Below are 15,937 nucleotides of genomic sequence, written 5' to 3' on the forward strand. Positions count from 1 at the left end.
CGCAATCTTGGACCAACAATCGCGAATGTCCTAGCTCTCAGAAAACGCCGTTCCCTTTCTACTCCACAGACTTTTCCGTAAATCCGAGGGTGTTTGCGTTCTCGATAAGGGTGCGCACCTTCGCGCGATCGAGACCCGAGGGGACCTCTGCATCGATTTCCAGTCGAAGTTTCACCTCGCTGCCGGGTAGCGTTGTCAACTGTTCGACAATGGCTTCGACAATCTGATGGATGTCCCTCGCAGGTCTTTCCGCCGAGATCATCACCGCGCCAGTGAACCGCGTTGGTCTTCTTTCTACCGGCGGGGCAGCCGGTCCATCGCCCTCTGGCGGACTGCCGAGAGGTTGCGAGCCGTCACCAGGCCCTGTGGGCGTCCCGGCCGGAACGGACGGGATTGGCACAGGACGATGGGCCTCTGCCACAGGCGGTTTCACAATGATGCTGTCGCTGTCGATCACGACTACAGCGTTTACCGCACGTTCGATCGCCAGCCCCAGATAGGTGTCCGACTTCTCGTCCCATCGCTCTGCATAAGCGAAAGGACCGGGCAGCATACCGCTCACGGCCGCCTGTACGGCCTTGACCAGAACGTCCTGGCCCTTGAGGCGCGGCAGATAGAGGTAGCGGTTGAGATATTCCCGCAGATCCTTCAGCGACAAGTGAGGTTTGTCGTTCCAGATATATTTTTGGAGATCGCGATCAAGGCGCGACGGCCCCAACTCGACGAGCAAACCTTCTTCAGCCACCAGCTTCTTGCTGGCCCGCGCCAGCAGGCCGTCCTGCGCTGGGATCTTGCCAGACTGCCACTCCCAATCGGCCTGGGCGCTCTCCTGAGCCGGATAGTGCAAATAGCACCACGCCTCTTTCAAGCGCGTCTTCATTGTTTCGTTCGCCTCGGCCAGCTTGGCTTTGGCAAGCGCGCTGTCGCTCTGGGTGAGATTGAGCCGCTCCGTATCGCGGACGATCTCACCCCAAGCCAGGGAGGCACGCACGGCATCTTTCAGATGATCGAGCTGACGGGCTTCCGCAGCGATGAACACCAGCATATTACGATAGACACGCGGCGTGCTGCCGCGCTGCATAAGGATGTCCTTCGCCTCGACCAGCGCTTCCGAGCCGTCGCGGCCGTTATGCGGATATTTGACGCCCAGCACGACGGCACGCACGCCGCCCGCTTCATCGGGGACTTCAGCCGATGAGGCCGGCGCCACCTGCACGGCGTCGAAATGCCCGCGGTCAGCGAGGCCGTTCACATATTTTCCGAGTTCGGCATCGATTGTCACGTCGACCAGCGCCGCCTCGATCTGCGCGGCCTTGTCTGCCGCAATGCGGTTGAGGCTCGCCGACATCGAATACCAGTACCGACCAAGATCGGCGTGCATGAACTTGGCCTGGTTGGTCAGCCGGCGCAGCGCATCGCCAAAGATCGCCGGGCGCTCGCCCGGCTGCACGACGCCGAGGTTGATCTGCTTGTCATCGAGGCCGGTGTTCTGCTGCTGGGCGGTGGGTGCGGTTCCCATGAAGATGGCGCGGGCAACGCGCCGGGTCGCCGAATAGCGATTCAGGTTCGGTGCCGACTGATCGACTTTATACGGCGTGGACGCTGTACCATCGACGTCGCCGGCGATGATCGACTGCCAGCTCACGTCGAGATAGTGGAGCAATTCCGGCTCCACACGCGGCGAACTCACCGCCACGCTGCCCGGCATGATCATCACCGACGGATCGGCATTCATCCAAAGCTCATGAATCGCCTGCGCCATGAGGCGCAGCACGCCGCGCGTGCGCTGGAATTTTTCGAGCGATCCCCAGCTCGTATAGAGTTGGTCGAACAGCTCAGGATGGATCGGGTAGGCTTTCTCCAGCTTGCGCCGGTAGTCCTCGTCCGCACAGCCCTGCGGGAAATCGTTAGCGTTCTCCCGATAGAGCTTGGCGAACTGCTTCAGCGTATTGTCACGGTGATGGAACTTGTCGCCAGGGATGTCCTTGAACAGACGCCGCCGGACGATCTCATAGCTTTCCTCCTGGCTCGCCGGCCGCCACGAGGATTCCACCCGGCTGAACGTCTGTTTGAGCCGCGCCAGCGCCTCCTGACCGCCTTCGCCGCCTACCTCAATCTGAGATGCCGGCAAGGAGGCGACCAGGAGCGTGCCGGGGCTGGCCTTGACCGCCTCGGTCAGCGACTGGACGAAGGACAGATTCGCGTCGAACGATCCCGAAGGCAGCCCCTCGACCTTGTATATCTGCCGCAGGTACGCGACCCATTCGTCGATCAGGATCAGGCACGGCGCGTACTTCTTGAACAGCGCCTCCAGCAGGTTCGAGCCCGGTGCGATACCGCTGGCATCATTCTCTGCTACCATGGCGAAGGCGTCGGCGCCGCCGAGCTGCCAGGCCAGTTCGCCCCAGGTCGTGCGGATTTTCAGGCCACCATCGGCGTTCAGCACATCCTGCGGTCCCCGCGACGTGCCGACGAGCACCGCCCGGTTGATGTCCTTCGGCACGGACAGACCCAACTTGTCGAGCAACTGATCGAGGCCGGAAAGATCCTGCACCGGCGTCGGCCCCGCCATATGATAGAGGGCCAGCATCGAGTGCGTCTTGCCGCCGCCGAAATTGGTCTGCAGCTCGACAACCGGATCGCCGCCGCTGCCGGACAGCCGCTTCGCGGCACCGACCAACAGCGCGCTCAAGCCTTCGGTCAGATAGGTGCGGCTGAAGAACTGGCGGGGATCACGGTATTCCGGCGGCGCGCTGCCAGAATGAACCTTGGCGAGGTCGGCCGCAAACTCGGCCTGCTGGAACTCGCCGGTAGCAACATCCTGGTGCGGCTCGACCACCTCACGCCACGGCAGCAGGCCAGCCACGGTCTCGACCGAGATTTCAAGGCGCTGGGTCTTCCGCCGCTCCTCGTTGCGCGCGAGTTCGGAGAACTTCGTACGCAGGATGGTATCGCGCATCTTGCCAAGCTGCTCGGCCGTCTCGCCGGCGCTGATTGCCTCCATCAACCGACGCATGGAATCGAGCGCCCGCTCGGCGTCGTCATAGGTGAAGGTCTCGTTGTGCGAGAGCTTGTTGCGGACATCGCCCAGCTCGTTGACCAGCGACCGCTCGGCTCGGCCGAGAACCGCCTTGAACGCCTCGCTCCAGAAACGATCCATCGCGTTGAACAGTGCAGCCTGGTCCCAGCCGACCTCGCCATTGCTGTTCGGTCGCAGGCTCGGCAGCTTCTCCATGACCTGAATCTGCCAGTGCCCCTTGAGCGAAGTTTCGAGGCGCTTTTCGACGAAGGGGATCAGCGCCGACGGCAGCAGTTCCATCCCTTCAAACACATATTGGCGCGTGCTTTTTGCCACGGTCCGTTCCCCCTTAAATATCCAGCCGGATCTGACGATCGCCGCTTGTGTCGTGGATGGCCGCCGCGGCCTTTGTCAGCTCGGTCCAATCGGCGATCAGGGCGTTGTAGGCAGTGGCCTCCTTCGCATCCTTCCGCTTGTTGGCGCTGATGTCGTAGAGGCAGTAGGCGAGATCCTTCACTGTCTCGGCCTGGGCGCTGATCTTCTTCAATAGGACGGCGGTGTCGTGGGAAATGCCATCCTTCTCGTGCGCCCGGACCAAGTGCTGGAGGCACTCCCAGACCGTGAGGTGCCGGTCGTCTTCCGGGTCCCAATCGTCGTCGAGTTCATCACGGGTGAGGATGCGGACCTTGCCGGCGGCGCTATCTACGATCCCGGCGTGCTTGACGCTTTCGACCGAGATGCCGCGCGCCGTGGCGATGCTGTTGGCCGTGCCGTATTCGCCGGTCTTCAGCCCGTTCTGCTCAAACCAGGTGATGGCGAACCGAGTATCCGCGTCGAATTCCCCCTGGATGCCGCCCAGATATTCATCGAGCTCCTTGTTGATGAGCTGAAGTGCAGTTTTCACGCTCATCGGATTGTCGTCCGACTCCAGTACCGCTTTGTAGCGAGAGAACACGCCCATGCCGGGGCCGATGGCCGATTGTGGCATGTCGGCCGGCGCGATGTTGGCGGCCTGAAGCTCACCGATTGCTGGCGGTAGTTCGCGTTTTAGGGCGCGAATGAACTCGGCACGGGTGATGGTTTCGGCGGTGGCTTCCTTTTTCCGGCAAACGAGAACGACTGAATTCGCGAGAGCATTGGTCCCCGAAGCGATCATCCGGTTCGCCATCTCGGTGCGCAGAGGCCAGGTGCCGACAACGGCATAACCGGCTTGGACAACGGCCTGTAGGAAGGTTGCCCAGCCCGTTGAACTGATCCCGTCCTGCGCAACCTCGCTTTGCTTGAAGGCATAGTAAATTGCGGCAGGAAACTGATCAGATGATTGCATTGCCATGTTGGCAATCGCACGGCTCATGCCATCAAGGAAGAACAGCTCGGCCGCATCCTTTCCGCCGTGGCGATAGGGCGTCGCAACCAACTCTTCTGTCTTAGGAGTGGCCAACACCCCGAATAAGTCTGGGTAAACTGGGCGGATAGCCGGCTTGAGCCAACAAAAGAAGAAATCGGAGAGATCCGCGTAACCGATATTGTCGTAGTAGGGCGGATCGCTGGAAATCACGGCGCCGATTGGGAAGCGCACCGACTGAGCATCGTGCTGAACCTCAACGCCAGACGCGGCAGGAACAAAGTTCAGGCCGATCACACGGCTAATCAATTCAATTTGTTTCAAGAAATTCCCCGATGAATCGGAGAACACGTTTCCTTCCGCATAGTCCCATGTCATCGGAAGAGATTGGCGGCCAAATGTCTGCCTGATCTTTTGATGCTCCGCGCCAGAGTGCCAAGTACAAATCGTCGAGGCAATGTCTGTCAGTTTTCCAATTGCAAAGCCCAAATAGACGCTAACCGCTTCTGCATAGGCTTTTGCTCCCTCCCCCCCATCACGCAGCGGGGTCGAATCGTCGGCCCGGCCAGCGGTCAATGCGTCCGCCTCGATCTGTGTTCGCGCCTCGTGGACCAGATCGCCAAAAGTATTCAGGGCAACCAACTGCCGGTCGGTGAACAAGTCACCGAAGGTGGTAAGGCCGTAGTCCACCGTCCAGAAATTGCGGGGATCATTCGGGAGACTGGTTTCAGGCTTCTGCTCCGGCGTTGCCGACAGCGCCAGCCTCTCATGCGCTTCCGTGGGCGCGACATAGGCCCGGCTGCGATTGCCCTCGGCGACGATGGCGATCAGGGTCTGACCCATTTTGCCGGAACGCCCGTTGCTCTTCACATAATCAGGCGTGATCGCCGTATCGGACATAAGGCAACGGAAATTCGCGCCGCGACCAGCCTTTGTGCCCTCTTTCGCCGCAGCTATCTCGGCTTTCGTGCCCCCATGCCTGATCCTGTAGGCAATGGTCTTCGCCTGCCTATCAACGATGGGCTCGACCCACGCTTCCTTGCCGGTCTTGGTGCTGAGCAGGAAGCTCGACGCGATCGGAACCTGAACACCGGAGAAGGCAGGATCGGGGCTGGGGACAGTGCGCGCCCAAATCCAAGCGATGACCGTCGCCTTTCCGCCACCATATTCCTTCGACAGATCCACCTGCGGGTAGAGATGCCCGATGCGCTCCCACGCCTTCTCGCGCATCCACTCGCCATAATATTTGACGTCCTCGGCGAGCCCCTCGGCGTTGCGATAGAACTGCCGGTCCTTCGCGCCTGGATGGATCGGCTCCTTATCCTTGAACTTCGGCGGGATCTCGATCATCGCCTTGCCGATCATCACCGCGACCGGATTGAGATCGGACCCATAGGCCGGCAGACCGAGACGCTGCGCCTCCAGCGGAATCGATCCACCGCCCGAGAACGGGTCATAGACCGGCGGCAGCTCGCCGCCGCAGCTCTTGCGGATTTCGGCGCGGGCGCGTTCCAGCACCTCCTCGTTGGTCGAGTTCTCCCACTTCACCAATTCTTCAATGATACCGAACAGGCGCTTGCGCTCGGCCTCCTGCGCTTCATGCGTGGGGAATTTTTCAAGGTCGCTGGACGGATCATCGACAAGTTGGGCGAACAGCACCGCGCGGCAGGCCGCCAACGGCCGGCGCGCCCACCACAGATGCAGCGTGGAAGGATGCCCGTGCCGGATCGACTTCTCCCGCGCCGAAGCGGCGTTGATCGCTTCGAGGGGTATCGCAACCTCGATCAATTTCTTCTTGGTGTTATTCGTCGAGGTCATAAACAAGCCTGTAAGTTGCAGGGTGGATTGTCAGTTCGCCGCCGTCGCGCAGCGCGCGCAGGCGGGCGCCCGTCATCTCGACGGGATCACCCTCCCGGTTGATGAGAATGAACGAATAGAGGTCGGGCTTCTGGTCGAGCAGCCCCCAGACGTCCGCTTCAAGCTGGAGCGGTTCGTGCTCCAGGCAGTGGTCCTTTGGATAGTAGTGGCGAAGAATCTCACCACCCGCCGAGCGGCGTTCCCATGGAAAGCGCGTGCCGTTTCCGCGGCCGATCCAGCTTCCGTCCGCATGGAAGAAGCGATCCTCGCCGTCGACCTTGTAGCCTTGGGCCAACGCAAAGCGCGCCATGACGCTCGGGCGTGGGGGCTTCGGCGCGGCGCGCGGCCTGGTCGCAAACTCCGTTTCGATCAACTCGCGATCTGGCTCTCCCGTCGGAGGCGCGGGTTCCGGGAGCGTCGCGGGCTCGTCCTCCTCCGCTAGGTGGAGGTCGTCCGCATCGACCAGCTCGGCGTCGCCGCCCGCGCCTTCAGCGGTCTCGTCGCTCTCATCATCATCGCCGGGAGCGGCGTCAGGTTGGGTCTCGGTGATTGGCGCGGCGACCATTTGCTCGGGGCCGAGTGTGAAGTTTTCCTCGAGATATTCCCGGATGTCCTCGGGCGAGCGCTCGAACGCATAGGCCATCGCCCCCCGAATATCCGCGTTCAGGCTCCTGCCGATCTCTTCCGGGACTCGCTTCGCCAGCTTGGCCTTGGAAAGCGGGCTGACGAACAGCTTGCCGTCGAGCCACAGAATATCGGTGAGCCGAGCCGTTCCGGCGGGCACACCGTCGAGATAGGGAATGACCTCCAGCTTGGGGGTCTGGACCCAACTCGTCGTCGCGATCGCTTCAGCGAGCGCCCGCACGCGCTCGGTCTCGGCGGCATCAGCAAGCTCGATCCGCCCGAGCTGGGTTCCGAACGCCGTCAGCCAGGCACGGCGATCTTCGATGCCGGCCAGCAGCGACGGCTGGTTGAAATGCTCCTCGACAAGGTCCGACAAGGCCGGCAACGCCGAGAATGGCGGCGCCTGCACCGTCTCCCCCGACAGCCGCTGAAAATCGGCGGTCTTGCGCTTGACCCATTCGTGCAGATGGCTCCATCGGAACAGGGTCTGCATGCTGAGGCCATAGGCGAGCGTATCGACCGGCGCCCACTCCCCCACGAGGTTCAGCCAGTGCCCGCGCTCCTCCCATATCCGGGTCGGGTATCGGACCAGCAATGTGCGAACACGCCGGGCGTCATCGGCCGAGAGCGCTTTCCCCGAGGCCAGCGTCCCAAGCCATTGCAACGCCAGATCCGCGGAAGGACGATCGGCGACACCGATACGATGCCACAGGCTGAGGTCGAGCACGGAAGCGCGCACGACCGCCGCGCCGGGAACATCCTCTTCGTCCCCGGCCAGAAAGATACCGCCGGACGTCGCCCAGGTCCCGTCCTGGGCGAGGATCAGCTTCTCTGCTTTGAAGGCGTTCTTGATGTTCTGCGCGTCAGCGGTCGAGCACCCGTCGAGCATCTGATCCAGGCGGCGATACCATCTCTCGACCTCATGCGCCGGAGCCTTGTCGGATTTCGCCAGGGCGCGCAGGCGGTCGAGCAGGCGTCCGGGACCGCTCGGCGTGCTGCGGACACCGAGAAGATCGAGCAGCGGGCGCGTCGTTTCCCGATCGAGCAAGCCATGCACGAAGGGCTCGACGTCGATCAGCGCCTCCGTCTCCGGTGTCCTGCGCACCAGGTCGGCCGGGAGCTGGATCATGTTGCGCGTGTCGGGAAGGCAGGGCTTGGCCCGCAACTTCAGCAACCAGTCCGCCAGCAACGGTTCCGAGCTGACCGATCGCGTCGATCCGGTAGTCGCCACCTGCAACAGGCGAGCGCTCGACGCCCGCGACCAGTAGGCGTCGCGCTGTTCGAGAATCATTCCAACCACCTTGGCCCAGATGCCGGGATCGGCCTTTGACAACGCCTCCCAATGCCGCCAGTAATCGGCCGGGAAGTCCCAATCATCGAGAACGAAGCTCTCAGTGACATAGGCGTAGTAAAGCGCCTGGCGCTGGCCGCGCGCCTGCGCCTCTGTCACCGCGCGCTGACGTCCGTAGAGGCTGGTCCGCTTCTGGGCGAGCGGCGCCATCGTTTGAAGCCCCGAACGGCCCGACGATACCCAGCGCAGCCAATCCTCCCGCGTGCAGGATTTGAAGCTCGCCACATAGTCACCGTGCAGGAGCTGCGTCTTTCGGACGGACTCCGGCAGCAACTCCTCGAGCGCGCCATTCTCGTCGAACAGCACCCCCTTGCCGATCGGGCGAAGTTTCAAATCGGCGCAGGCATACCGGAAGGCGTCGCCAATGGTGACGCCCAGCTTGGCCGCGATCTGGGCGAGCTGGACACACTCGGCAAGCTTCGGCTGACCAGCCGCGAAATAGTCGGCGGCGACACGCTCGATTACGGCGTTGACGTCGCTCGTCCCGTCGAGGCCGATCTCCTCCAGCACCGCGAAGGCCGCCTCAACCGGGTCGTTGCGGTTCTCTCCCTCCGCCTTGTCTCGGCGCTGCTCGGCGAGGAACCGGGTCCAGTTCTGGTTGAGAACGATCAGATGGCTGGCGAGAAACTCCCAATCCTCTTCCGACTGAAGCAGCTTCTTCTCGCCGAGCCGAACGATCTCCGACGCCGCGTAGAGCACCTCCTTGCCCTGCACAGGCACGATCCGCAGGCCGTCGGTGTCGTGACACTGCCAACCCGTAACCTCGGGCGCGATATAGGCCCACAGGTTCAACAGCTGCCGCCAGGTCGCAGGCCGCGGCAGATGATTGCTGCGTAGGCGCTCAAGCAGATCGGACTTCGAGAACTCCTCCACCAGACCCCAGTGAACGAGCTTGGTCCGGTTCTTGGCAGATACATGCTGACACAACGCCGGCCGGGACTTGGCGTCGAGCAGCGCCATCGCCTGGTCAGCCGGCCAGATGTCGAAGACAGGTCGCGGCACGGTGATCGCGGCCTTAGCGTCGACCAATCGCCCCTCTTCGGTCAGAAGCATTGGCCGGCCTTCGATGGCCGCGTCAAACGCCAGCTCGACGATAGCGCCGCACGCCCCTTCGAGCGTGGTCGCCTCGCGGTCGACGTCGGGCAACAGGCCATAGGCGTCCGCCCGATCCCCCGCGCTGGTCTTCGTCTGCTCCAGCCACTCCATCATGGCGCTGGCGGCCAATTCTCCAGCGCGGTTCAGGAGCCAGCGGTTGGTCGGCGAGGTCTCCGGGTCTTTGATCTTGAGACGAGCGGGGTCTTGGATGAAGGGCGCGTTGCAGGCGAAAGGTAGCGTCGTTTCCACGCCGGTCGGCAGCACGACATAGAGCCGACCCTTCGCGCCCAGCACGATCTCCACGCGGCAGGGCGGGAAATCACCGCTGTCCTCAGCCCCCAGCATCCGCTCTTTGCGGATCTCATCGAGCGCCTCGGCCGGGAAAGCTTCCTCGCCCGACCGCACCAACAAGAAGGGGTTGTCCGCTTTCTCATCCAAAGCCATCCATTCGCTCTGTGCGATGGGGCCGGGTCCGAGGCTCTGCCAATGCACCTCGCTGTCGCCGACCCGAAGGCGGCGGATCGTCTTGAAGAAGAGCAGCGACACTGGACTCTTCAGCCATTCGTCGAGATTCTTCTCGACCTCACGGCGCAGCAACGGGTTGGCTATCGCCACTTCGACGCGCGTAGTTCCGGTCGTCAGGCAACCGCTGTCGATCCAATGCGGCTGGGTGAAGCGCACACGCTCGAAGGCAACCGCCAGGGTCGGCGTGAAAAGCTCGACCCGATCGCCCAGGCTGAACGTGCTCTTGAACCCGATTCCCCGAAACCCGATCGTATGAAGCGCGCGTTTGTTGGAATAGCCGAAGCGGCAGATCGACGCGAAATGGGCCTCGATGAAATCCTCGCCGTTGTGCTCGAACACAAAGCGATCGTTCTCGATCGACACCCGCGCCTCGCTGGCGCCGGCGTCGTCGGCATTTTGAAGAAGCTCGGACAGGATATGGCGTGGGCTCTGCACCTGCTTGAAGAGCTGGTGCCAAGGCCCGGCAAGCTCCGGGTCCGCCTCAAGCTGATCCCAGCGCTTGGTCGCGCGCTCCCGGATCGACTGGAAGTAATCGGGCCAAGCTGCCGAGTTTGCCGCCAACTGCGTGTCCGCTGTCATAGCGGAGCCTCCGCACGCTCCAACAGGCGCCGAAGGTCGAACTGGATCGCCGTTTCCAGGAACGACGGTTCCCGTTCCACGAGCGGACCGCGCACATAGCGTGGCGCATGAGCGAAGCCAGCGTTGACGGAGACGATCGCCAGAATGAATTTCTCCGGCTCATGCAGGGAGGTGATGACCTCCTGCCGCGTGATCATCACGCTATCCGCGCCGTCGATGCGCCCCTTGACCTCGATGAAGCGCAGATGCCCCGACTTCGGATCGTGCGAGGCGATGTCGTAACCGATCTTCTGGGCCGAGACGTCGGCTGGCTCGTTGCCCAACGCGCGCTCGGCCGCCATGACGGCTTCCATCGCCGCAAGCTCGATCTGCCGACGCGCAGCGGGATCTTCCGCGAAATGGTTCGGAACGCTTGGCGTTTGACGCTCTTCCAGCAGCCCACGCGGAATGACGACCATGCCGCCCCGCACGCGCGGCGGCTGCGACGAGATGAACCGCTCCCGCTCAAGCTGGTCCATGCGGCGCTTCAGCCGTTCCGCCAGGTCCTCGGCCCTGCGCTGTGCATTCTGCCAGTTCACCCGCGTCTTTTTGCCGGCCCGCTCCTCTTCCTTCAGCTCGAAGGCGCGAGAGTCCCAGTAATTGATCTCCTTCTTGAGCCGGGCGCGAACTTCCTGCTCGACCTTTTCGATCTCAGGCAAACGCCGAGCCTTGACCTCGGCGACATGGCCCTGGGCCAATTCAACCGTGGCAAATCGGATCGCGGCCTTCTCCAGATCGTTGGTCAGCCAGCTCTCGTCCAGAAGGTCGCGCACGCTAGCGACCTCCTCCGGCTTGGCAGGCCGCAGATTCAAATGCGGTGCGATGCCGGCGTTGACGGTGTTTCCGGCCTTGTCGATGGCGGCGAATTGCAGCCGCTGGGATATCACATGCGGCTTGCCAACGCTGGTGACGCGACCGTCCTGGACCGTGTGCTCCAGCAGGAAGATCGCCGACAGCGCGTCGCCAGCATCGGTGTCGTCCACCAGGATCGCACCCTGCCGCATGATCTGCTCATACTGCTCGCGGATCAAACTGATCACCGCTTCGAGCAGCGGATGGCCGGGGCAGACGAAGGACGCGACCGGCTGCTGGTTGATCTTGTCCTTCTCGAAGCAGATCCGCTCATACTGCGTCTGGAGTGGCGCGCCGGTCCCGATCTGGCGGTCCCGCTCGCGGATACGCACCGGCACATGAGAGATCTCCCAGCGCCCTTCCTCCCGGCGCTTGATCCGCCCGCCAAGATGCTGGAACGCATCGACGAAGAAGCTCTGGATATGGTGCGGCTGAAGGCGCAGCGCCTCGGCGCGCTCCATTTCCAGCCGCAGCTCCTCGACCCTGCCCTCCCGCATGGTGTCGTTGGTCAGCGCGCGACGGCGCAGCAGCTCGAGCAGATGCGCCTGGTCGACCGCACCATCGACCTGCTGGAAGAGTCGCGCCTTGACCTCTTCCTTCTCACCGTACTGGATCGCCTCGAACAGCAAATCCTTGAGCGCCACACCGTCGAACAACTCGCCGAGCACGTCATAGACACGGCCACCCAAAGCCTCGCGCGCAGCCTCCAGCTTTTCGAGAAGACGAGCATAAACTTCGCCTTCGCGCGTATCAGCCGCGACGAGATTCCAGAGATGGCAAACCTCGGTCTGGCCGATGCGATGGATACGGCCGAACCGCTGCTCGATCTTGTTCGGATTCCACGGCAGGTCGTAATTGACCATGAGATGGCCGCGTTGAAGATTCACGCCCTCGCCGGCCGCATCGTTGGCGATCAGGACCAGCATGTCCTTGTCCTGCATGAAGCGCTCGACGACCTTGCGCCGCTCTTCACGGGAGACGCCCCCGTGAATAACCTCTACGGCCTCGGAATTGCCGAGCCGCGCCCGTACCTTGTCGAGCAGGTAGTGCAGCGTATCCTTGGGCTCCGTGAAGATGATCAGCTTGCGGCGATTGCCGGCCGCGTCGACCATCAGATCGTCGTCGAGGATACGATTGAGTTGGCTCCACTTCGTATCCACGCCCGAGCGCAGCACGCCGAGCGCCATCGTCTCCAGGCCCTTCAGCGTCTCGACTTCCAGGGCGAGCTGCTCGACCGTCTCGGCCGTCGTCGCGCCCGTGGAAATCAGATCCTCAAGCTCGTCAATCTCCTCCTGGCCGTATTCCTCAAGGTTGCGCAGCATGTCGGCGTTGATCGCCGGCTCCGACGCGCCGGCCCGGCGCCCCTTGGCGGCTAGGCGCGCTTCGCCCAGCTCGTTTTCCAGCCGTTCCCGGCGACGCTTGAGGGACTGGTAGATGGCAGCCGGTGACGACGCGAGACGTCGCTGTAGGATCTGCAAGGCGAAACCGACATTGTTGCGCTTCTTCCCGTCACCCTCCGCGAAGCGCTGCACACGGTTCATCTCGGTGCGCACATACTCGGTGACAGCGGTGTAAAGCGCAGCCTCCCCTTCCGAGAGCTGATATTTGACGGTGCGTGCCCGCCGCTCGGGGAAGAGCGGCCGGCCGTCAAACTTCAGCAATTCTTCCTTGGTCAGCCGCCGCATCATGTCTTCGGTATCGGCATAGTGGACACCATCGCGGAAACGGCCCTCGAACCGATCGCCGTCGAGAAGCGCCATGAAGAGCTGAAAATCCTCTTCCTTGCCGTTGTGCGGTGTCGCCGACATCAATAGCAGGTGGCGACAGACCTGGCCGAGCTTCTGACCGACCTGATAGCGCCGCGTATATTTGACCTCGCCGCCGAAATAGGTGGCCGACATGCGATGCGCTTCGTCGCAGATGATCAGATCCCATTCGCGCGCGCTCATGAGCTTCTCCTGAAGCTCCTCGTTGCGGGCAAGCACGTCGAGACGGACGATCAGCCGATCCCGGTCGCTGAACGGATTGCCCGAGCGCGAGTTCTCGATCATGTCGCGGGAGAGGATGTCGAATTCGAGATTGAACTTCTGACCGAGTTCGTCCTGCCATTGCTCGACCAAACTGCCCGGCGCGACGACGAGGCAGCGTTCAAGATCGCTGCGGGCGATCAACTCTTTCATCAGCAGCCCGGCCATGATCGTCTTGCCGGCGCCAGGATCGTCAGCGAGGAGGAAACGGAGTGGCTGCCGCGGCAGCATCTCGCCATAGACCGCCGAAATCTGGTGCGGCAGCGGATCGACCAAACTCGTATGGATCGCCAGATACGGGTCGAAATAATGCGCCAGCTTGATACGATTGGCTTCTGTCACCAGGCGCAGCAGCGCGCCATCGGCGTCGAACGACCAGGGCCGCCCGTTCTGCTCGACTTCAAGACGATGTTCGTCGTCCCGGTAAAGAATAGCCTCGGCTACCGTGCCATTGTGATCGCGGTAAACGACGCTGATCGCCTGATCACCGATCCAGTCGACGGAAACGACATGCACGGCCTGCGCCGAGGCCACGCCCCGCACGGATGCGCCGTTCTTTACCTCCTCAAGCCGTGCCACCATCAGTCGGCGCTCCCCCACCCGCTCATAGCTGAAACTCCGCCCTCTCAAGCGCGGCTTCAGTCTCCTTGCGGTTTATTGTCACGATATGCTGGGTATGGGCGCTCTGCTTTGCCGCGTCACCAAGCAACCCCAGACGCTTCAGGACATAGAAGAGCATCGCGTACCGGACCGTGAGTACGCCATTGCCGTGATCGAGCCCGTAATCCTTGGCCACGACCTTCTTCTGGCTAGCCGTGAGCGCGGGATGCGGCCCAATGATGACATCGAAATAGTTGTTCCAGAGCCAGTCCTGCTCACCAGTCACCCCCGGCTCACCCTTCGCACCAACCTCTAGAACGCGCGGCAACAGGAAATCTTTGAACTTGTGCTCAAGGTGGCAATAGGCCCGGGCGTGCCAGCGGAAACCGTCATAGCCGAAGGCGTGAGGCGTGATCCGACGCCAGATTGGGTCCGGCCGCGCCTGGTTCATCGACTGATAGAAAATGTCTAGGGAGACACTCTCGCGGCATGCGTCGAGAATCTTGCGCAGAACCTTGATATCAATGTCCCGCCGAGGGGTCAGCGCGATGTCTGCGCTGGGGAGCGCCGAAATCCACGAATCGTGCGCGGGCACAGCGCCTTCGGCAACCGAGCGAAGCTGCGAGAGGTAGACGTAAGGGTCTGGCTCCAAAAAACGCAGAACGAACTGCTCGGCGGCGACATAGCGCTTGGCGCGGGTGTCATATTCCATGTTTCCAGGCGCCCGCTCCTGATAGAGCGTCAGGTCCTTCGACGCCTGCGGAACCGACACGCCGAATACCTCCACGAGGTCGGCACGGTTGATCGAGCCCTCCCAGAACAGCCGGAACTCGATGAATTCGAGCCGGCGCTCCACACCCCATTTCAACGCCGTGGCGCCTTCCAACATTACACTTCGCCTCCAAATCGCAAATGCGGATAAAAAGTATATGGACATTCCGCCGCGATCCGTATAGCTATTATTCCCATCAGCCGCACTCGTCAATGGTGATGGGCGCGAAATTCGTGAGGAACGGCAATGCCCAAGCGTAGTCCAAACCGCGAAGTGACCAGCAAGAAGGCGGCCAGCGCCGCATCGAAGGTTCTGCGGGATCCCAAGAGCAGCAAGGCCGCGAAAAGCGCGGCAGCCTCGGCGCTGACCCAGCGCTCGAACAAGAAGTAGTCCGGAAAGGGGGAATGACGATGACAGCCGCGAGTCGATCCACTCTTATCGTTCATGGTCGCCTCGCGATGCGGGAGGCCCGCCTCGCGGCAGCGCGCAGCGGCCGCCATGGCCTCCAGATCATGTCCTTCGAGCAAGCCGCCGTGCGGCTCGCGGGTGGGTTCGCCCGGCCGATCGATGAGGAAAGCCTCCGAGCGGCGATCCAGGCGGTCCTTCCCGCTACGCCGATGGGCGAGCTGGAAAGCATCAAGATGCTGCCAGGCATGATCGGCGCGGCTGCGGACACGCTGCATAAGGCTTGGCGCTCCGGCATCGATTTGGCCGCCCGATCCACCGATCATCCTCGTCTCGACGCTGTAGCCCGCTTGGAAGCGGCCGTTCTCACCCAACTTCCCGATGGAATGATGCGTCCGGTCGATATTGTCGCCGCAGCCAGCATCCGTATCGGCCACGCGCCGGCCATTCTCGGCTCAATAGAAATCTCCGGGCTGACCGAACTGTCTCCGTGCTGGCGTCCTCTGGTGAAGGAACTCACTGCGCGCATTCCGGTGCAATGGACGGCAGGCCCACGCTCCGTCCCGGACTGGCTCCGCGATAGCGGCGTTGCTGTCGTGCAGACCAAGGCCGAAGGGCCGACGGTTGGTTCCGTCAGCGCCGCGACCGCCTATCACGAAGCCATTGAGGCGATGCGCTGGGCGCGCGCGTTGCTTGCGTCGGGCGTCTCTCCTTCCGACATCGCGATCGCCACGGCGTCCCCCGCCGACTATGATGACCATTTTCTGGCGTTGCGCGCCGACGCCAATATCGACCTGCATTTCGTTCACGGTGTCCGCACCGCCACGACCCGCGAAGGACAGGCCGC

At 62.5% G+C, this 15,937-nt stretch carries 6 protein-coding genes and 1 pseudogene; 2 read left to right on the forward strand and 5 right to left on the reverse strand.

What is annotated here, in order from left to right; genetic code table 11:
- Positions 1–58: 58 nt before the first annotated feature.
- Genes ACE3OA_RS18750 through ACE3OA_RS18770 form a run of 5 tightly spaced genes read right to left on the reverse strand, consistent with a single transcriptional unit; the run spans position 59 to position 14,802 of the window.
- A complete protein-coding gene (locus tag ACE3OA_RS18750; RefSeq protein ID WP_374313572.1) occupies positions 59–3,355 on the reverse strand; it encodes a DUF499 domain-containing protein in 3,297 nt (1,098 codons plus the stop codon).
- A gap of 13 nt (positions 3,356–3,368) precedes the next feature.
- Positions 3,369–6,182 (reverse strand): DUF1156 domain-containing protein, encoded by a 2,814-nt coding sequence (locus ACE3OA_RS18755; protein ID WP_374313574.1) that lies wholly within the window; start codon positions 6,180–6,182, stop codon positions 3,369–3,371.
- Positions 6,166–10,395, reverse strand: coding sequence for a sacsin N-terminal ATP-binding-like domain-containing protein (locus tag ACE3OA_RS18760; RefSeq protein WP_374313576.1), 4,230 nt, complete (start codon positions 10,393–10,395; stop codon positions 6,166–6,168). The genes ACE3OA_RS18755 and ACE3OA_RS18760 overlap by 17 nt, the downstream gene beginning before the upstream one ends.
- The gene (locus ACE3OA_RS18765; RefSeq protein WP_374313578.1) at positions 10,392–13,895 is read right to left on the reverse strand and encodes a helicase-related protein; all 3,504 of its coding nucleotides are present in this window, start codon (positions 13,893–13,895) and stop codon (positions 10,392–10,394) included. The genes ACE3OA_RS18760 and ACE3OA_RS18765 overlap by 4 nt, the downstream gene beginning before the upstream one ends.
- A gap of 22 nt (positions 13,896–13,917) precedes the next feature.
- Positions 13,918–14,802: a WYL domain-containing protein gene (locus tag ACE3OA_RS18770; RefSeq protein ID WP_374313580.1), complete on the reverse strand. Its 885-nt coding sequence runs from the start codon at positions 14,800–14,802 to the stop codon at positions 13,918–13,920.
- A 129-nt stretch (positions 14,803–14,931) separates the two neighbouring features.
- On the opposite strand from ACE3OA_RS18770, the gene ACE3OA_RS18775 reads away from it, so the two are divergent.
- Together ACE3OA_RS18775 and ACE3OA_RS18780 are read left to right on the forward strand one after the other, a co-directional pair.
- On the forward strand, positions 14,932–15,075 hold the full coding sequence (locus ACE3OA_RS18775; RefSeq protein ID WP_374313582.1) for a hypothetical protein: 144 nt from the start codon (positions 14,932–14,934) through the stop codon (positions 15,073–15,075).
- Between the two features lie 14 nt (positions 15,076–15,089).
- Positions 15,090–15,937 (forward strand): annotated as a pseudogene (locus tag ACE3OA_RS18780) (PD-(D/E)XK nuclease family protein); the annotation flags it as partial.

It is taken from the genome of Dongia sp. (assembly GCF_041906375.1).
In the GTDB taxonomy this organism is placed as follows: Bacteria; Pseudomonadota; Alphaproteobacteria; order Dongiales; family Dongiaceae; genus Dongia.